The 19,273-nt window shown below is 66.3% G+C and carries 13 protein-coding genes; 10 read left to right on the forward strand and 3 right to left on the reverse strand.

All coding sequences use genetic code 11. The annotated features are described in order from the left end of the window. Positions 1-292: 292 nt before the first annotated feature. Complete coding sequence (locus OG405_RS08920; protein WP_327151150.1) at positions 293-424, reverse strand: hypothetical protein; 132 nt, start codon at positions 422-424, stop codon at positions 293-295. Between the two features lie 387 nt (positions 425-811). Here OG405_RS08920 and OG405_RS08925 point away from each other — a divergent pair, with 387 nt between their 5' ends. Next, positions 812-1,318: a TetR/AcrR family transcriptional regulator gene (locus OG405_RS08925; RefSeq protein ID WP_327151151.1), complete on the forward strand. Its 507-nt coding sequence runs from the start codon at positions 812-814 to the stop codon at positions 1,316-1,318. Between the two features lie 113 nt (positions 1,319-1,431). Here the strand turns inward: OG405_RS08925 and OG405_RS08930 are convergent, their stop codons facing one another. Next, a complete protein-coding gene (locus OG405_RS08930) occupies positions 1,432-2,028 on the reverse strand; it encodes a TetR family transcriptional regulator (protein ID WP_327152276.1) in 597 nt (198 codons plus the stop codon). 198 nt (positions 2,029-2,226) lie between these two features. On the opposite strand from OG405_RS08930, the gene OG405_RS08935 reads away from it, so the two are divergent. The 7 genes from OG405_RS08935 (at position 2,227) to OG405_RS08965 (ending at position 16,588) form a co-directional block, all read left to right on the forward strand. Next, the gene (locus OG405_RS08935) at positions 2,227-3,450 is read left to right on the forward strand and encodes an alkane 1-monooxygenase (protein ID WP_327151152.1); all 1,224 of its coding nucleotides are present in this window, start codon (positions 2,227-2,229) and stop codon (positions 3,448-3,450) included. Then, positions 3,450-3,644: a rubredoxin gene (locus OG405_RS08940; protein ID WP_327151153.1), complete on the forward strand. Its 195-nt coding sequence runs from the start codon at positions 3,450-3,452 to the stop codon at positions 3,642-3,644. Before OG405_RS08935 ends, OG405_RS08940 begins: the two co-directional genes overlap by 1 nt. Position 3,645: 1 nt before the next feature. Continuing rightward, positions 3,646-3,831: a rubredoxin gene (locus OG405_RS08945; RefSeq protein WP_327151154.1), complete on the forward strand. Its 186-nt coding sequence runs from the start codon at positions 3,646-3,648 to the stop codon at positions 3,829-3,831. A gap of 279 nt (positions 3,832-4,110) precedes the next feature. Beyond that, positions 4,111-13,401, forward strand: coding sequence for a non-ribosomal peptide synthetase (locus OG405_RS08950; protein WP_327151155.1), 9,291 nt, complete (start codon positions 4,111-4,113; stop codon positions 13,399-13,401). 49 nt (positions 13,402-13,450) lie between these two features. After that, positions 13,451-14,125 (forward strand): DUF6875 domain-containing protein, encoded by a 675-nt coding sequence (locus tag OG405_RS08955; protein ID WP_327151156.1) that lies wholly within the window; start codon positions 13,451-13,453, stop codon positions 14,123-14,125. 506 nt (positions 14,126-14,631) lie between these two features. Beyond that, on the forward strand, positions 14,632-15,627 hold the full coding sequence (locus tag OG405_RS08960) for an NAD(P)H-dependent flavin oxidoreductase (protein ID WP_327151157.1): 996 nt from the start codon (positions 14,632-14,634) through the stop codon (positions 15,625-15,627). 382 nt (positions 15,628-16,009) lie between these two features. Then, positions 16,010-16,588, forward strand: a complete 579-nt coding sequence (locus OG405_RS08965) for a PadR family transcriptional regulator (RefSeq protein WP_327151158.1) — start codon at positions 16,010-16,012, stop codon at positions 16,586-16,588. Positions 16,589-16,590: 2 nt separating this feature from the next. Here the strand turns inward: OG405_RS08965 and OG405_RS08970 are convergent, their stop codons facing one another. After that, the gene (locus tag OG405_RS08970) at positions 16,591-17,472 is read right to left on the reverse strand and encodes an NAD(P)-dependent oxidoreductase (RefSeq protein ID WP_327151159.1); all 882 of its coding nucleotides are present in this window, start codon (positions 17,470-17,472) and stop codon (positions 16,591-16,593) included. Positions 17,473-17,555: 83 nt separating this feature from the next. Between OG405_RS08970 and OG405_RS08975 the strand changes: the two genes are divergently transcribed. Next, a complete protein-coding gene (locus tag OG405_RS08975; protein ID WP_327151160.1) occupies positions 17,556-17,957 on the forward strand; it encodes an ArsR/SmtB family transcription factor in 402 nt (133 codons plus the stop codon). 167 nt (positions 17,958-18,124) lie between these two features. Continuing rightward, positions 18,125-19,273, forward strand: coding sequence for a terpene synthase family protein (locus tag OG405_RS08980; protein WP_327151161.1), 1,149 nt, complete (start codon positions 18,125-18,127; stop codon positions 19,271-19,273).

Genomic DNA, 19,273 nt, shown 5'->3' on the forward strand with positions numbered 1-19,273 from the left:
GCCCTTCCCAGTTCATATCTCGACGGCGGAACGCACTGGTTGTATCTGTGGCGCGCTCCGCCTCGTGAACCGGAGCCGACGCCGGGCTATCTCCGATCGGCCGACATGCGGCTCCCCTGTGAATATCGGATCACGGTCGGTCCTGCTCCGGGGAACTGCCGTCTTGCCGGTGCTCAGGTTACCTCGGCTCCGCGCGACCTCGTCCCGGGGCGCGGGGGGTTTCTCGCCGGTAATCGTGGTGCGCGTGGGCGGGTTCGGGCAGCGAACCGCTGCCCGAACCGGTTGAGATGCGTCAGCGCTTGGGTTCGAGAGTGGGTTCGATCTCGCTTTTCTTACCGGCTTTGGCCTTCTTGTCGGCTCGTTTTTCCTTCAGGGATTTTCCGGACTTCTTCGATGTGGAACTGCGCGGAGACTTATCGGACATCAGCGCGTCCTTCTGCCGGGGGACCCGAGCGGCCCCTTTGTTTCGACCGTACTCGAAGTCGGCGAGGATCCAGTGGAACAGGACCGGGAAATCGGTGGCTCAGCTTGTCGGCGCCTACGGTCATCGCAGAGGACGTGCGCCCGGCACTGCGTAGAACGTGCGCCCGGCGCTGCGTTGGACGTGCGCCCGGCGCTGCGTTCGGCGACCCAGCGCAGAAGTCGGATATGGCCGGCCCACCGGGCGGGGTGGGAAACGGGGCCGGTGAGGGCGTGTTCTGCGCGATCCAGGCAGTCTTCCAGCAAGGCGTCGTGCATCCACCGGTAGGCGAGGGGCCAGGTCAGTCGTGCCCAGCCGCGAGTTCTCATGGAAAGTAGGTGAATCAGATCGGTGCCGTCGGGAGTGGCCAAAGCCGTCGGCGCGCCCAGTGGGTCGGTCTATCATCGCTTCCCGGATCGAACCGCACTACTGGCCGCGCTGTGGGCACGCGCGCTACGGGGATTCCACGACGATCTGCTCCCTGTATTGAGTCTCGAAGAACCGCAGGAAGCGATCCGCCTCGGTGCCCGAACGAGTCTGGAGTGGGCGCGTCGCAATCCTCGCGAAGCATGCGTATTACTCACGGGGGCAAAAGAACTGGATGAGAACAAATGGAATGAGCAGGCTCGTGTGGACATGGCGCGAGCCGACGCCGCGTTGTACGCCGCACTGACCACCCTGATCGAGAACGTCGACGATCCGGCTCCCGACGCTGCCGACCGAGTGCTCCTTGCGGTGGTCGACCTACCTCACGCGATGGTCAAGCGATACCTGAGCGCCGGCCGGCAGATCCCCGACCATGCGGCCGACCTCGCCGAGCGGGCGGCGGCAGCGCTGTTCGACATGAGGCAGAGTTAGTGTTCGGCGGCTGAAAGACGTTGGATGAGAACAGGATTCGGTTTCGTCGAGGTCGGGGATGTCGAGGTCGAGTCCGGTGTCGATCGTGACCGAGGTGCAGGGCCGGGAGCAGGCTATGGTTCGCGGGCGAACAGCGGCTCGGCGACGAGGACGATCTGAGCAACCGCACGGTCGATGGTCCCGGCGGGCTGGAAGAGGTGGCTGAGGACGAGGCGAACCACCGCTTCGACCCTAGTGCCGAGTTCGGCCTCGCTGAACGATTCGAGACGGTACCGAGCGTTCAGAATGGCAGTGAAGGCGGCTGTCGCGCGGCCCAGGACCGGTTCTGGTTCGGTCATCAGGGTGGGCAGCAGCGTGGTGTCGGCGCCGGAACGGCCGGCCAGGACGACCTTGAGCAGGGTGTTGTCGGCCGCAGTGCGGAGGGTGTACTCGGCCGCGGCGGTGACTCCGGCGAGTAGGTCGCCGGGCTGGGCGGCAACGGTTTCGGTCACGCCGGCGAGGAATGTCTCGAGTTCGTTCGCGATGACGACCTCGGCCAGATCCTGTTTGGTGCCGATCTCCTTGTAGAGCACCGGGCGGCTCACGCCGACTTCTTTCGCCACCCGGGACATGTTCACCGCGCCCCAGCCCTCGGTGCAGACCAATCGGCGCGCGGTATCGATCACCCGCTCGCGCAGTAGTCGGCGCATGTCGTTCTGGAAGTTCGGCATGTCGGCCACGAAGACCAGCCTACATCACCCGCTTCGGTGTTCCATCGTTGACAACTATTGCTCGACTGTATGTAATGAATACACAAGCCTCAATAGTGTAAACAGCGATGGTCGGTGTTACCGGTGTAGGCCGATGCGACGGCCGCGATGCCGAGGTTGTGTCAGGGAAGACCGTCAGGGAAGACGAGGAGGGCGACGATGACGACGTCCGAGATGGGTTCGCGCGATGAAGTGGCACCGCAGTGGCGCGACCGCAAGCGGTATCTCTGGTTGTTCGGGCTGGTGGCTCCGACCGCGCTCGGCTTGGCGGCGGCGCTGGTGTGGATCTGCCACCGGCTCGGCTGGCAACACGTGGCACCGGTGTGGTGGTGGATCGGTCCGCTGCTGGTCTACGTTCTGCTACCGACCCTGGACCGACTCTTCGGACCCGATGGGCAGAATCCGCCGGAGGAGGCGATGCGGCAGCTCGAGCACGACCGGTACTACCGCTACTGCGTGTACGCCTTCATTCCGTTCCAGCTGATCAGCCTGGTGTTCGCCGCCTACTTGTGGACCGCGACGGATCTGTCCTGGCTGGGGATCGATGGTGGGCTCGGGCTGTGGTCGAAGATCGGGGTGGCGTTGAGCGTGGGCGTCATGGGTGGCGTCGGCATCAACACCGCGCACGAGCTCGGTCACAAGAAGGACGATCTCGAACGCTGGCTGTCGAAGATCACCCTGGCTCAGACCGGGTACGGGCACTTCTACATCGAACACAACCGCGGCCATCACGTGCGGGTCGCCACGCCGGAGGACCCCGCCAGTGCGCGCTTCGGCGAGTCCTTCTGGAGTTTTCTGCCGCGCAGTGTCTACGGCAGCCTGCGTTCGGCCTGGTCGTTGGAACGAACTCGGTTGCGGCGCATGGACTCCGGTCCGTGGACACCGCGCAACGACGTACTCAACGCGTGGGTGATGACCGTGGTGCTGTGGGGCGCGCTGGCGGCGATATTCGGCGCGGGGGTGCTGCCGTTCCTGCTGCTGCAGGCCGTCTACGGATTCTCGTTGCTGGAGACGGTGAACTACCTGGAGCACTACGGTCTGTTGCGACGGCGTACGGAGTCCGGGCGGTACGAGCGTTGCACGCCGGAGCACAGTTGGAACTCCGACCATATCGTCACCAACATCTTCCTCTACCACCTGCAGCGGCACAGTGACCATCACGCCAACCCGACCCGGCGCTATCAGACGCTGCGCAGTATGGACGGCGCGCCCGAACTGCCCGGCGGCTACGCCAGCATGATCACCTTGGCGTACTTCCCGCCGCTGTGGCGCAGGGTGATGGACCATCGAGTCCTGGCCCATTACCGCGGTGATATCACCCGCGTGAACATTCAGCCCGGGAAGCGGGACCGAGTTCTGGCTCGATATGCGGAGGCTCGGTGATGGCCGCCTACCGCTGCCCGGTCTGCGACTACCGCTACGACGAGATCGTCGGCGCGCCCCGGGAAGGGTTTCCCGCCGGGACCGCGTGGTCGGCGGTTCCCGACGACTGGTGCTGCCCCGACTGTGGGGTACGGGAAAAGGTCGACTTCGAATCGGCCACCACGAGGAAAGAGTCACGAGGAAAGGGGTATTGATATGGCCATCGACTACAAGCTGTTCCAGTGTGTGCAATGCGGCTTCGAATACGACGAAGAACTGGGCTGGCCCGAGGACGGCATCCCGCCCGGCACGCGCTGGGACGATATCCCGGACGACTGGTCGTGCCCGGATTGCGGGGCGGCCAAAGCCGATTTCTATATGGTCGAGATCACCCGCACCTGATGATGCGCGGTGTGTGCAGAGCTGCGGCGCCGTGCCGACTTTGTCCGTTGTGTCTGAATCTACCGTGTCGATGAATCGGCGGATCCTGGGCGATGCGACTGTTCGATCCAGGCGCCGTACCGCCGCGCGATGCGGGGCCGACCGGCCGATCCAGGCGGCGATGGACCGCCCCGTCGCTGTTCGGAGGCGTTGTAGGGGGTTCACGCAAACGAACCGGTCGGCATAGACTGCCGTCATAGGTTCTGGCAATAATATTTGTGGAGGTCTGGAGGCAAGGTCATGACCGTGCCGCGACCGCAATCCGATCCCGGGTCGGGGTCGATAGCCGCACGGAACGCATCGGCGACACAGCTCGTACCGTTGTCCATCGGACAACGGGGCTTGTGGTTGGCGCAGCAACTGAGCCCGGACGTACCGATATGCGAGGCACAGTACATCGAGATCCGCGGGGATCTGGATGTGGATCTGTTGCGCAGGTCGTTGATTCGCGCGGCCCTGGAGTTCCAGTCGGGGTTCCTCCGCCTGACAGACGTCGACGGTGAGCCGTTTCAGCTGTTCGATCCGTCGCTGGAGTCGACGGGGCCGGTGCTCGATATGCGGTCCGGACCGGATCCGATGGCGGCGGCCCTGCAGTGGATGCGCCGAGAATGCACAACACCGTTGGATATGGTCCGGCACCGGTTGATCGCTTCGGGGCTGCTGCAGGTGGGCGACCGACATCACCTGATGTACAGCAGAATTCATCATGTCGCGCTGGACGGTTACGCGGCGATGACAATGGCAAATCGCGTCGCGGCCCTGTATTCGGCGGCCGTGCAGGGCCGGATACCGGAGCCGAGCCGGGCGGCGGACCTGCGGACACTCTACGAGGCCGACCACACCTATCGGGGCTCGAAGCGGTTCGTCGACGACAAAGCATATTGGGTCGACAGGCTCGCCGAAATCGGCGACGAGGCGACCGGCCTGGCCGACCGATCGGCGCCACCGTGCGCGGCGAGTGTGGAGGCGATCGCCGAGCTTTCGACGGCGACGGTGGATCGGATCGCTTGTTCCGCACAGGCGTCGGACGCGAGCACGGCCGCGGTGGTGATCGCGGCATTCGGAAGCTATCTGGCCCGGATGACCGGCCGGGCAGAAGTTCTCGTCGATATTCCCGTATCGGGTCGCACGACAGCGGTGCTGCGCCGGTCCGGCGGGGTGTTCGTCAATGTCGTGCCGCTGCCGATCGAGATCGGTCCCGGAGCCACCGTACGGACGCTGATTCGGCGGGTGCAGTCCGATCTCGTGGGCGCGTTGCGACACCAGCGCTGCGGGCTCACCGATATTCGCACCGCCATGGGAGACACTGGGCAACGGCGGTTCGCGGGGCCGATGGTAAACGTCATGCTCTTTCCTCAGCAGATCCGATTCGGCTCGCTGACCGGGGAATTCCACATCCTCAGCTCGGGCCCGGTCGAGGATCTGCTCATAGACCTCTACCAGACCGGCGACCCGCCGCGCACGATCCTGCATCTACTGGCCAATCCGGATCTCTACACCGGCTCGGAACTGTCCGCGCACAAAACCGAATTCGTGGATTTCCTGGAGGATTTCGCCGCCGCGGCGCCGAGTGCCGACGTCGGACGGGTCGACCCGGAAAGTGTGCGCAGCGCCGCCCGGAACCGCAGGCGCCGTGCCGATCTCGCGTTCTGGGAGGCGACACTCGCGGATCTTCCGGTCGAACCGATTCTGCCGGTGGACCGGCCGCGGGCCATGTCGGCGTCTCATCGCGCCGCCACGCTCGCCGCCACCGTGGACGCCGATACGGCCGGATCGCTGCGAGAAACAGCGCGCCGGCACGGTTCGCCGCTCTTCTCGGTGGTGCACGCGTCGGTAGCGGTTCTGCTGGCTCGACTGACCGGCAGCAGGGACATCCCGATCTGCACACCGAGCGCCGATCGTGCCGCGGGCATCCCGGACGGCAGAGCCGGCGTGTTCGTCGACACCCTGGTCCTGCGCACGGGTATCGATTTCGATGAGCGGTTCACCGACCTGCTCACCCGTATCGGGCAGATCGAGCAGCAGGCATTCGAGCGCACCGGAGTTGCTTTCGAACAGTTGGCCGACCAGTTCGCGCCGCAGCGCTCGCCGCCCCGCTCTGTCCTGTCTCAGGTCATGCTGGCGTTCGGGAACCTCGAACAGGTTCGCCCCGCGCCGACCGGTCTGGACGTGCCGGATGCCGGTCCGTCCAGCGAAGTGTCCTGCTTCGAGCTGCGACTCGAATTATCGGACAGCGCCGACGGTGGGATGACAGCGGCATTCACCTACGGCACCGACCTGTTCGACGCCGGGACCATCGACGCTTTCGCCCACCGGTGGACTCGCATCCTCGGATCTGTGGCCGCCGACCCCACGCTCCTGATCACGGCGATCGAAACCGGCGACCCGGCCGAGGGATTCGATCTGCTCGCTCCTTCCGGCCCATCGGCCGCGACGCCCGCCACTCTCGCTGACCTGTTGGCGGCGGCCGCGGCCCGTGATCCCGAGGCCACGGCGATGGTGTTCGATGGTGATCGCACCCGTTACCGAGAACTGGACGAGCGCTCCAACCGGCTGGCCCGTTCTCTCATCCGGCGCGGTATCGGCCCCGAAGACGTTGTCGCGGTGGGTATACCACGTTCACCCGACGCGGTACTCGCCATCTGGGCCGTCGCCAAGTCGGGCGCCGCGTTCCTGCCGGTCGACCCGGCCTACCCTGCTCGGCGCATCACCCACATCACCACCGACTCGAACGCAGCCCTGGGCCTCACCACAGCCGCCACACGGGCGCAGCTGCCCGGAACGGTCGATTGGCTGACACTCGACGATCTCCGCGAGGCCGACAGCCGCGCCGTCGCCGATATCGACCGGGTGCGGCCGTCACGCGTCGACGATATCGGCTATGTCATCTATACCTCCGGTTCGACGGGAGTGCCGAAGGGAGTGGTGATCTCGCAACGGGGGCTGGCGAATCTCGTGGCCGACCAATCGGTGCGATTCGGTATCGGACCGGGTGCGCGGGTACTGCATGCCGCGTCTCCGAGTTTCGACGCGGCGGTGCTCGAGTACCTCTGGGCGTTCGCGACGGGTGCGCAGCTGGTGATCGCCCCGCCCTCCGTCTACGGCGGAGCCGAGCTGGCAGAGATCCTGTTGCGGGAGAGGGTAACTCACGCTGCCTTGACTCCCACAGCGCTGGCGACGGTCGATCCGGCCGGGCTGTCGGATCTCGCCACCGTTGTGGTGGGGGGTGAGAAGCCTTCACCCGCACTGATATCGCGATGGGCGACCGGCCGGAGATTCTGCAACACCTACGGTCCCGCCGAAGCCACGATCCAGACCAACGCCAGTGCCCCGGCGGTGCCGGATGCGGCCGTGACGATCGGCGGCCCCATCCGAGGGGTCGGAGAGGTCGTCCTCGACCCGCTGCTGCGGCCGGTGCCGCTCGGTGTCGTGGGCGAGTTGTACGTGACGGGGCCGGGTTTGGCTCGCGGCTACCGTAACCGGACAGGCTCGACGGCGACTCGGTTCGTCGCCGACCCGTTCGCGGGGCCCGGCCGACGGATGTATCGGACCGGTGACCTGGTGCGCTGGCGGCGGCTGCCGGAGGGCGGACCGGCCCTCGACTTCGTGGGGCGGGCGGACTCTCAAGTGAAGGTGCGTGGTTTCCGGATCGAGCTCGGCGAGGTCGAATCGGCGCTACTGGACTGTGCGGAGGTGGCGGCTGCGGCGGCCGCCGTGCATCGGGGTGCGGCCACCGGTGACCGGTTGATCGGGTACGTGGTACCCCGGCCCGGCGCAGAGCCGGACACCTCGGCGATCCTGGACTGCCTCGGGCAGCGGTTGGCCCCGCATATGCTGCCCGCGGCTGTGCTGGTGCTCGACGCGCTCCCGATGACGGTGAACGGCAAACTGGATCGTGCCGCTCTGCCCGGACCGGATTTCACCCCGCGCACCGGATCCCGGCCGCCCGCCACCGAAATCGAGGCGATGCTGGCGAAGCTGTTCGCGGAGGTGCTCGGGCTCGACGAGGTGGGTGCACACGATTCGTTCTTCGCTCTGGGCGGAGACAGCATCATGGCGATCCATCTGGTCAATCAGGCCAGAGTGGCGGGCGTGGTGCTGTCCGTACGCGATATGTTCGACCGCGGAACAGTCGCGGGGCTGGCCGAGATCGCCGTCCGCGACAGCGCCACGATCCCCTGTCCGGCGGAGCTTCCCGGCGGGGGAGTGGGGGACATACCGCTGACCCCGATCATGTGCTGGATGTTCGAGCGCGGCGGATTCCACCGTTTCGGCCAGTGGGTGATGCTCACCCTGCCGGCCGGTATCGACAGCACCGGAATCGATGCCACGGTGGGAGCTGTACGCGATCAGCACGATATGCTGCGCGCCCGGCTGGATCCGGAGCCCGCGCATCCGTCCGGCTGGGCGCTGCGCGTGCAGCCGCCCGGGGGAGGGACTGCCGGACCGATCCGGCGTGTTCCGGTGGATACCGCACCGGGCAGCGACGCTTTCGACGCGATCGCCGCCGCCGAGGCGACCGCTGCGGCCGAACGCCTCGACCCCACTGCGGGAGTTGTACTGCAACTGGTCTGGCTGGATCACTCGGAGCAGCCGGGGCGGTTGCTGATCGTCGCACATCATCTGGTGGTCGACGGCGTATCGTGGCGGATCCTCGTCCCCGATCTCGCCATGGCGTGGGCGCAGGTGCGCGCCGGTCGGCGGCCGCGGCTGACTTCCGCCGGTACGTCGATGCGCCGCTGGGCATACGCACTACAGGCGGCAGCCGCGCGATCCGACGAACTGGACTGGTGGCGGTCCACGCTCGCGACCGCCGATCCACCCCTCGGCGCCCGCCGGATCGACCCGGCCGCGGATCTCCAGAAAACCGTTGCGACAGTCGAAGTATCGTTGCCCGCCGCTGTGACCCGCGCCGTGCTCACCACTGTGCCCGCTGCGTTCCACGGCAATGTGGACGACACCTTGATCGCCGGGCTCGCCATGGCGCTGACTCGATGGTGGCGCCGGCGCGGCGCCTCGGTATCCGCGGCTCTGCTGACCCTCGAAAGCCACGGCCGTCGCGATACGGTACTTCCCGGCGCCGACCTCGCCCGCACCGTCGGCTGGTTCACCACCACCTACCCGGTGCGAATCGACTTGTCCGGCAGGGATGTCGACGACGCGTTCGCCGCTGGTCCCGCAGCCGGAGCCGTTGTGAAATCGGTCAAGGAACAGCTCCGGCAGGTCCCCGATCACGGGATCGGCTTCGGGCTGTTGCGGTATCTGGACGCGGACACCGCACGCGATCTGCGGGAGTTGCCCGGCCCGCAGGTGAGCTTCGACTACCTGGGTAGATTCGATACCGCTCCTGCTTCGTCGGGCGACGAGGCATGGATGCCCGTCGCGGGCGGTGGCGTCCAGGACTCCGAGGCAGTCGCGGCAGCAGCGCTGAGCATCGACGCGTTCGTCACGGACACACCGGACGGTCCGGCTCTCGCCGCCTCGTGGGACTACGCGTCCGGCCTGCTCACTGCTGCCGAGGTGACCGATCTCGCGCATCTGTGGTGTGACGCGGTGACCGCCCTGGCGACTCACGCGTCCCGGCCCGGTGCGGGCGGATCGACCCCCTCCGACCTGGATCTCGTCGATCTCGACCAAGCTTCGATCGATCGGCTGGAGGGCCGGTTCCCGGCGCTGGAGGACATCTGGTCGCTCACGCCGTTGCAGTCGGGATTGCTGTTCCACGCCCAGCTCGCCGACGGCCCCGATGCCTACACCGTGCAACTCTGTATGGAACTCGGCGGACCCGTCGAACCGGAAAGGCTGCTGCGCGCCGCGCAGGCGCTCGTCGGCCGGTACCCGAATCTGCGGACCGCGTTCGTGCGCGACGGCGCGGGGGAGGCCGTTCAGGTGGTGCACCGCTACGTCGATGTGCCGTTCACCCACATCGACCTGACCGGACATGATGACGTCGTGTCCGCGCTCGACGAGCTCGTGGACGCCGACCGGCAGGCCCGCTTCGATATGACCGTGTCGCCGCTACTCCGGATGACCTTGATCAGTACTGCCCACCGGCAACATCGGTTGTTGCTGAGCATGCATCACATCCTGATCGACGGCTGGTCCACCCCGCTGCTGATCCGGGAACTGCTGACCCTCTACGCCGCCGACAGCGATCCGGCAGTGCCGGTTTCGGGCCGGCCCTACCGTGACTACCTGTCGTGGCTGCACTCCCAGGACGAGGACGCGGCGGAGAGCGCGTGGACCCGGGCCTTCGACGGCGTCACCGAACCGACTCTCCTGGCTCCTGCGGACCGCGGGCGCCCGTACACCACCGGCGCCGAAGTGCGAAGGCGGCTGAGCGAAGCCCGCACCGCGGCGCTCGTCACGGCGGCCCACGAACAGGCGGTCACCCTCAATACCCTCGTCCAAGCAGCCTGGGGGATCGTCCTCGCCAACGCAACGGGTCGCGAGGATGTGACGTTCGGTGCCACCGTCTCCGGGCGGCCGGCACAGCTCTCCGGAATCGAATCGATGATCGGGCTTTTCATCAATACGGTGCCGGTTCGGGTCCGGCTGGATCATCGCGAAACCCTCGCCCGGCTGGTACAGCGAATCCAGAGCGAACAAGCCGCACTGCTCGATCACCACCATCTCGGGCTCGCCCGGATACAGCAGGTTGCCGGTACCGGGGCGATGTTCGACACGGTGACGGCATTCGAGTCGTATCCGGTCGACGGGGGCGCTCTGTCCGATCTCACCGATATCGCCGGGATGCGGATCCTCGGTGTACACGGCCACGACGCCGCGCACTACCCGCTCGGACTGATCGTCCACCACGACTTCCGATTGCATCTGAACTTCAAATATCTGCCCGAACTGTTCACACGGCACCAGATCGATGGCCTCGCCGATCGGGTGGTGCAGGTGCTCGAAACCCTCGCAGAACATATCTGCCTCCCGCTGTCCCGGCTCGATCTGCTCTCGCCGGCCGAACGAGCCACGCTGGTACCCGTCAGCGGTCGCCCCGGCGCGGTGCCGAGGGTGCTGCCGGAATTGTTGACAGCGACGATGCGCCCCGATGCGGAAGCGTTGGTAGGTAACGGGATTCGGATGTCCTACCGTGAACTCGACGAGACGTCGAATCGGTGGGCGCGGGTCCTGATCGATGCGGGCACAGGGCCGGAGTCGCTGGTCGCCGTGGCGCTGCCGCGATCCGTCGAGACTGTGATCGCGGTGTGGGCGGTTGCCAAGGCAGGCGGCGCGTTCGTTCAGATCGACCCCGCTCATCCAGCTGTCCGTAATATGACCGTACTGACCGACTCCGGTGCCGCTGTGGGACTGACGTTCGAGACGTATCGTGGCCGGTTGCCGGATACGGTCGACTGGTTCGCCCTCGACAACCCGTCGTTCGCCGTGACGGTATCTCCGGCCGCGATCACCGACGCCGAGCGGACAGCCCCGCTACGCCCGGAGCACCCGGCCTATCTGATCTACACCTCGGGCTCCACCGGGAAACCCAAAGGTGTGACGATCACCCATGCCGGGACAGCGAACCTTGCCTCCTTGGCGCTGGAACGTTTCGGCGCCACCCCCACCTCGCGGATACTGGCGGCGGCCGCACCGACCTTCGACGTCTCGATTTTCGAATGGCTCAGTGCCGCCGTCGCCGGAGCTACGCTGATTCTCGCCCCTGCCTCGGTGGGCGCGGTGACCGGGCTCGCCCGGTTGGTTCACGCGGAACACATCACCCATGCCGCCACCACTCCCTCGGTGCTGGCCGCGGCCGACCCCGACGGACTCGAGACCGTGTTCCTCGGCGGCGAGTCGCTTTCAGCGGAGCTGGCGGCCCGATGGGCTCCTGGCCGTACCGTGATCAACTGCTACGGCACCACCGAAACCACTGTCATCAGCTGCGTCGGCGGTCCGTTGGCCACTGTCGACGGTGGCCCGATTCCCATGGGTGGCCCCGCCCGCGGGTTCTCCGCCGTCGTGCTCGATCGCTTGCTGCGTCCGGTTCCGGCCGGCGTGATCGGTGAGCTGTACTTGTCCGGGCCGGGGCTCGCGCGCGGATATCATCGACGTCCGGCGACGACGGCAATCCGATTCGTCGCCGCTCCCCACGGACCGCCCGGGACACGGATGTATCGCACCGGTGACCTGGTCTCCTGGACCGCGGACCGGGCCCTGCAATTCAGCGGCCGCGGCGACGGGCAACTCGAAGTCCAGGGCAACCGTGTCGAACCCGGCGAGGTCGAAGCCGCGTTGTGCGATCACCCCGACGTCAGCCAGGCCGCGGCCACCGTGCACACCGGCCCCGACGGTACGGACCGACTGGTCGGCTATATCGTTCCCGCCCCGCTCACCACACCCGATACCGCCGCGATGCCCGCCTTCCTCGCGACCCGGTTGCCCACCCAGATGATCCCCACCACCGTTCTCGTCCTGGACCGGATTCCGCTCACCGCTGCCGGCAAAATCGACTACCGTGCACTACCCCCACCGGACCGGCCGTCTCCCCGCTTCCGGCCGCCGTCCACACCGCTGGAAACCGCTGTGTGCGAAGCCTTCACCGCGGTCCTCCACATGGACCGGGCCGGTCTCGACGATGCCTTTTTCGCCGCAGGGGGCAACTCCCTGACCGCCGTCCGGCTGGTGGCACGGCTGGAGGAGTCGACGGGAGTGAATGTGCCGATTCAGTGGGTCTTCACCGACCCCACACCGCAATCGCTGGCCCAGCGCATCGAGACGCGGCGCCGTGGCGTCGAGGAGCGGGAACCCGACGACGCGCTCGCGGTTCTGCTCCCGCTGCGCGCCGCAGGTACCGAGCCGGCACTGTTCTGCGTCCATCCGACCATCGGAACCGCCTGGGGTTTCAGCGGTCTCGTGCAGCATCTCGGGCCGGAACGTCCCGTCCACGGGCTGCAATTCCCGGCGCTGACCGAGCCGGCCGGCCGGTTCGCGACGCTGGGTCGAGTCGCCGCCCGATATGTCGCGGAGATCCGGACCGCTCAGCCCCACGGCCCCTATCACTTGCTCGGCTACTCGCTGGGCGGCACCATCGCGCACGAGATCGCCGTGCAACTTCGCCGCGAGGGCGACATCGTCGCCACCCTCGCCATGATGGACACCCGCCTCGTCGATGCTCGCAGTGTCCGCGTTCCCGCCCTCGCGGACATACTCGCCGAGTTCGGCGTCGCCTCTTCCCGTATCCCCGCAGACCTCACCGTGGAGGCCGCCACCGACCTGCTGCACGCGCAGGGTGGGCTCCTCACCGCCCTGAGCCCCGGCCATCTGGAGATCCTGTATGACGGCTGCACCCAGCTCATCGAGCTCACCCGAGATCACCTCCCCGCAGTTTTCGACGGTGATCTGCTCTACTTCCGTGCCGCCCTCGACCATGCGGACGCCGGTTCCTCTCCGGCCTTCGCATGGAAGGAATACGTCACCGGCACCATCACCGAACACAGCATTTCCGCCCGGCACGAACAGATGACCGACCCCGAGGTGCTCCGCGCGATCGCCCTCGTATTGAACGGGTATCTCCGCTGAGTCTCCACTTCCCGCAGCGGAGCACCACCTCAGCAAGGACAGGCTGCTCATGGAAACGAACCGCATGCTCGGAAGACGTTCCGGCGTAGTTCCGGTCAACCTTTTCGCTGCCGAATCGGAAGCTGGGGCCGCGGAGTACCCGTCGGCGGCCGAGCTACGGCAGTGGGCTCGTGAGCACCTGTGCCGAGCCCACCCGGATCTCGGTCGACCGGGTCCCGTCTGCCCCTATATGAGCCATGCCATCGCACACCGGTTCCTCTGGGCCGTTTTCGTCGGAGGTCGCGATATCGAGGTGCGACGCATCGTGGACATCGTCGATGATCTGTACGACCTGTTCCCGCTCCTGCCACCGCGGGATCCACCCGATTCGCAGTTCAGGGCGGTCCTCGCGGTGTTTCCGGAACTCATCGATCATGCAGCGCTCGACACCGTTCAACGTGACCTGAAAACCGGATTCGTCACCAAAGGTCTGATGCTCGGCCAGTTCTATCCGGGATGTACTTATTCCGGACTGCACAATCCGGCCTTCCCGGCGCTCGACGCGCCCCTGCCGATACTGGCCATCCGCCATATGGCCCCCACCGATTACCCGTTCCTCGAGTCCCGCCACGAATGGATCGACGCCTACCTCCGGATCTTCGCGCCCGCTATCCCCGATTTCGTCACCAAAGCCATGTCCGGCCAGCTCGTGCGCGCATCCGCTTCCCCGGAAGACGCCCCGTGATGTCGTCCATCCTGTCGACGGCAGGCGGCGGGTCACCGAGCCGGATCGGCTGCGTCCAGGGGTGTTCCGGCGCGCATCACCGGAAGCACAACACTGCTTCGAGGATCGGGGTCACCACTGCGGCTGCGACCGCGAGGGCCATCGAGATCACACCCGAGGCTGTGGGTCTCGCAGGGTTCGTGCGGAAGGTGACCCCGGACGAGGGGTGACGACTGCAGGAGGTCGCCAAGACGAGCCGGCAACCGGTCAGGACCCGTCGCGCGATTGTGGTGTCGGCCTCAGCGCAGCATCGAGCCGTTCCGGCGATAGCGAGGTCGATGATCGGACGACGCGCCCACGAGCCGATTGGTCGGGCCGGTGAAGGGCCATGAACAACGGACGCGGCGCACGACAGTGATTGCCGAAACCTATTATGCAACGAGTTGCACAAAAGCGGTTCGGGAAATACCGTGAACCCACTGCTACTCGCGGCGCGTCGCGCCGCTCGTCCCTCTCGGAGGTTTCCCATGGCTCTTCCGCTGTGGCTGTCCAGCCGCCTGACCCTGCCGGTCGTCGGTTCGCCGATGTTCATCGCCTCAGGTCCCGAACTCGTGATCGCCCAGTGCCGCGCCGGAGTGATCGGGTCGTTCCCCGCGCTGAACGCGCGTCCGGCGTCGATGCTGACCGACTGGCTGGCCCGCATCACCGAGGAGAACGCGGCCTACCGAGCGGCTGACCCGAACGCCGTCGTGGCGCCGTTCGCGGTGAACCAGATCGTGCACCGCTCCAACGACCGTCTCGAGGCCGATATGACCGTTATCGTCGAGCACGAGGTGCCGATCGTTATCACCTCGTTGGGTGCGCGTCAGGAGATCAACGACGCGGTCCACTCGTACGGCGGTGTGGTCTTCCACGACGTCATCGACGACAGATTCGCGCACAAGGCGATCGAGAAGGGCGCCGACGGTCTCATCGCCGTCGCCGCGGGCGCCGGCGGGCACGCTGGTACCCAGTCGCCGTTCGCGCTGGTCCAGGAGATCCGTACCTGGTTCGACGGGCCGCTGTTGCTGTCGGGAGCGATCGCCCACGGCCGCTCGATCCTGGCCGCGCAAGCCGCCGGCGCCGATCTCGCCTATATCGGCTCAGCGTTCTTGTCCACCACCGAAGCCAATGTCGTAGCCGACTACAAACAGATGATCGTGGACTCCGGCGCCGCCGATATCGTCTACAGCAATCTGTTCACCGGCGTGCACGGAAACTACCTGCGCGGCAGCATCGTTGCCGCGGGCCTCGATCCGGACGAACTGCCACAGTCCGACCCCTCGAAGATGGACTTCGGATCCGGTGGGATCACAGAAGCCAAGGCATGGAAAGACGTCTGGGGCGCGGGCCAGGGCATCGGCGCAGTCACCGAACGCCGTAGTACCGCCGAACTCGTCGCCACCCTGACCGAACAGTACGACCGGGCTCGCCACGATCTCGCCGTCGTTCTCAGCGAGGCAACCGAGCTGCCGGTGCACTGACTCCAGCCCACGTTCGTGAACGATCTAGGCCGGCCGCGGGCCTGGTCTTCGTCCTGTTGCCGCGCCCCGTGTCATCGGCTCCGCCGAAGCGCTCTGCCCGGGTCTCGTCCACCGACTCGTGGCCGACAACGCCTTCGACACAACGGGGCGTTCACTGGCCGCCGGGCCCACCGCGGCGCTGGCAGCGATCAAAGCCGCAGCGAACAACACCAGCGGAACGACCCTCGACTCCGCTCGGGAATTCGAAGCCGACCAGATGATCCGCACCCGCCGCACCCGCGACCACGAGACCGCAGTGGCAGCGTTTCTCAGCGAGTCCGCCCCCCGCGTTCACCGGCAATCGAGGAACACTCCGCCCGGCCGGTTGTCTACCATACGGGGAATGGCACTGAAGTTCGCGATTCTTACCGCCCTGACCGAACGCGAATGCAGCGGCTTCGAGCTGGCCAGGCGCTTCGATCGGCTCTACGGATTCTTCTGGTCGGCTTCCCACCAGCAAATCTACCGCGAACTCGAGAGGCTCCGCACCACCGGTTGGATCACCGAGGTACCACTACCCGGACGCTCGGAACGTGGCCAACCCAAACGCTTCACCATCACCGAATCCGGTACGACCGCTCTACACGAGTGGACCGGCGAAATCGACGAACCCACCCACTCCAGGGAATCGCTCATGGTGAAAACCCGCGCGGCGGCCTCGGGCGGGGATCTCGACGGGCTCCGGGCGGTCATCGAACACCACCTCGCAGTACACAACGGCAACCTCGGCGAACACACCGAGGTCCAGAACCGCGACTTCGCTTCGATCGGTACCGACGCCGACGCGCTGCGACACCTCGTCCTCAAAGCCGGCATCGCGATGGAACAGTTCTGGGTCGACTGGTGCCGAGAAGCCCTCGACACCCTCCACGCGATCCAGGCCCGACCAGCCACAGAACCCAAGCCTCAATTCCACGACTGAGGTCACCGGCCTCCGCCGAGTACGGGAACCAGACGACCGAGCCCATCGGCGCCGTAACCGGAATCCAAGGCGCGCCGGAACACGTCACCCGATGCGTCGAGTACACCGGTGTCGATTCCGTGGTGTGCGAATATCGTGCGGAGCGTGGTGAAGGCTTCGTAGGCCGACGAGATGGTGGTGTCGTCGGCGGGGTAGTGGTCGGCTTCGACCTGCGCGGCGGTTTGCGCCATCAGCCCGGGCATCAGCCCGATCAGGGCGGGTGTGAACGGGACGAGCTCGCTGCCCCTGATCCCCTCGGCCTCAGCGAGCGCGATGCCCATTGACACGCCGAACAGCGAGAGCCAGAACACCGACACCAGTGCGGCGTCGAACGCGGCGGCGCGTCCGTGGTCCGCGCCCAGATAGGTTCCCTTTTCGGACAGAGCCTTCAAAGCCGGTTCGGCTGTGCGGTAGCCACTTTCGGATCCCGAGTACAGCAGAAGCGCATCCGGTGTGCCGAGGCCCTGCGGCACCGCCATAACGGCACCGTCCACGTAGGAGACGCCGTGGACGTCGGCCCATTCGGCGCGCGCTCTCGACTGCTCCGGGGTCGAGGACGTGAGGTTCACGAGCACCTTTCCGCGCAGTGCCGGGCCCGCGGCGCTCAACACCTTCGCCACCGCGTCGTCGTCGAGTAACGAGACGACGATCAGGGGCGCGGCGCCGACCGCTTCGGTCACCGACGCCGCGTCCTTCGCGCCGATCTCGACCAGGGCGTCGGCCTTTGCCGCCGTCCGATTCCACACGGTCGTCGGATGCCCGGCCGCCAAAAATGTCTTCGCGATCGCCGAACCCATGAGTCCGAGTCCAAGGACCGTGACGGGCGTGCGTATTCCACTGGACATCTGCGCCTCCTGATTGTTTGAAGAATCTCAAACAGATATTGTTGTATGATCGTCAAACTGTCAAGACCTGGGGAGGTGTGCGCATGCCCACCGAGTTGTCACACCCGGAGACCGCCGACCTCGAGATCGCGGCGGTCATGCACGCGCTGTCCGATCCGATCCGACTGCAATTGGTGGCCTGCCTGGCCTGCGACGAGGGCGAGAACTGCGGCGACCTCAGCCGGACCATCGAACTGCACAAGTCCACGCTCTCGCATCACTACCGCGTGCTGCGTGAAGCGGGTATCACCCGGACGACGGTCGTCGGCCGCACCCGGGTGATGAGCCTGCGCTACGACGACCTACAGGCCCGGTTCCCGGGGCTGCTGGACGTGGTCTTCCGCGCCTTGGCCGATATCGTCGAGGACGACGGGAAATGGAACGGTTCGCCCGGAGACCGCGCGAAATTGCTCGCAGCGTTGACACGGCCCGTGGCCTCGGACTGACCGAGCCGTCGAACTTCGACGGCCGTCCGCGCTGCGCCCACCCGGAGAGGCCCGACCTCCGACCTCGGTGTTTCGCGATGCCGCGGCCGGTGAGTGCTGCCGGGATGACACAGTCGCCCGCGTCGACCAAACTTGAAGGGTTTGGATCACGCGGGAGGAGAGTCGTCGTGACTTCTCGGTATACATCGGCGCTCGAGCGGAATATCGCGGATATGCGCGCTCAACACGAGACCTGGGTTCGCGCGGACCGGCCCTGGTCGTTGCGGGAACTCTTCAGTACAACCGACTGCGATATCGCAGACTACAGCAGAGAGTTCAGGCCGAGCGAGTTCGGCGAACAGGTATGCAGGGACGTGGAGAAGTATTGCCGCGCTCAGGGGATCTGGCTGGAGCCCGGGGGCGCGCACTACAACAGTATGACCCCCTATCTACACCCGGGCCCGGTCAGTGCGGAACGGCTGGCCACCATCGGCCTGTTCAATGCGATCCTGTTCTGGCTCAACGACACCGTGGGCCGCGAGAAGTTCGGTCATCTGTCCGGTGCCGAACAGGGCCGGGCGCGCAACGAGCTCGACAGGCTGTGCCGCCTGCTCGAATCGCGCACTGTGCCCGAGGAACCCTCGCCGATCGAAATCGCTACGGCCGACGTCCTCGCCCGGCTCACCGCGCAGCATGCGGAACGACAGTGGCTCGACGGGTTCCTGGAATCGACGGTCGAGCATCTACGTACCGCCATCCGGGACCAGAACGCCCGGTCCCGCCGCGACCTGCTGACGGCGACCGAGTACATCGATCTCCGTGCTCAGGTATCCGGTATGTACCCGGCTATCGCCCTGTGCGAATTCGGACGGGACAGCTATCTGGACCGGGAGCGACTGGACGCCGTAGGGCTCCTGGACGATCTGCGCCGATTACGGAGGCTCACCGCTGAGATCGGTGCACTGATGAACGATATGTTCTCCTTCGAGAAGGAGTGCATTGTCGACCGCTCGGATTTCAACCTGATACCGGTATGTCTGCTGAACAGCCCGGGAGCGACACTGGCCGACGCCGTGCACACCGCCGCCGGCCTGGTCCGTGACAGAATTACCGAGTTCCGCCGACTACACGCGGCGCTCGCCGCGCGCTGTGCCGATCCGGACATCGTGGGCAGCGGCCAGGCGGCGCCGGTCCGGACCCATCTCGACGATCTCGAGGGCTGTGTCCAGGCCACCTGGGTATGGCAACTGATGACGACCCGGTACAAGGGCGGTGGAATTTTCGCCGAGAACAATCCCGGCCGACTGGAAAAGGCTCGGTCCGATGAGGAAGGATGA

The sequence above is a fragment of the Nocardia sp. NBC_01329 genome (assembly GCF_035956715.1).
In the GTDB taxonomy this organism is placed as follows: Bacteria; Actinomycetota; Actinomycetes; order Mycobacteriales; family Mycobacteriaceae; genus Nocardia.

Excerpts from the sequence above, each read along its gene's own strand:
- OG405_RS08945 (WP_327151154.1), top strand. The coding sequence starts at position 3,646 with ATGGCCATCGACTACAAGCTGTTCCAGTGTGTGCAATGCGGCTTCGAA.
- OG405_RS08930 (WP_327152276.1), bottom strand. The coding sequence starts at position 2,028 with ATGCCGAACTTCCAGAACGACATGCGCCGACTACTGCGCGAGCGGGTG.
- OG405_RS08935 (WP_327151152.1), top strand. The coding sequence starts at position 2,227 with ATGACGACGTCCGAGATGGGTTCGCGCGATGAAGTGGCACCGCAGTGG.
- OG405_RS08920 (WP_327151150.1), bottom strand. The coding sequence starts at position 424 with ATGTCCGATAAGTCTCCGCGCAGTTCCACATCGAAGAAGTCCGGAAAA.
- OG405_RS08970 (WP_327151159.1), bottom strand. The coding sequence starts at position 17,472 with ATGTCCAGTGGAATACGCACGCCCGTCACGGTCCTTGGACTCGGACTC.
- OG405_RS08965 (WP_327151158.1), top strand. The coding sequence starts at position 16,010 with ATGGCACTGAAGTTCGCGATTCTTACCGCCCTGACCGAACGCGAATGC.
- OG405_RS08950 (WP_327151155.1), top strand. The coding sequence starts at position 4,111 with ATGACCGTGCCGCGACCGCAATCCGATCCCGGGTCGGGGTCGATAGCC.
- OG405_RS08960 (WP_327151157.1), top strand. The coding sequence starts at position 14,632 with ATGGCTCTTCCGCTGTGGCTGTCCAGCCGCCTGACCCTGCCGGTCGTC.
- OG405_RS08940 (WP_327151153.1), top strand. The coding sequence starts at position 3,450 with ATGGCCGCCTACCGCTGCCCGGTCTGCGACTACCGCTACGACGAGATC.
- OG405_RS08955 (WP_327151156.1), top strand. The coding sequence starts at position 13,451 with ATGGAAACGAACCGCATGCTCGGAAGACGTTCCGGCGTAGTTCCGGTC.
- OG405_RS08975 (WP_327151160.1), top strand. The coding sequence starts at position 17,556 with ATGCCCACCGAGTTGTCACACCCGGAGACCGCCGACCTCGAGATCGCG.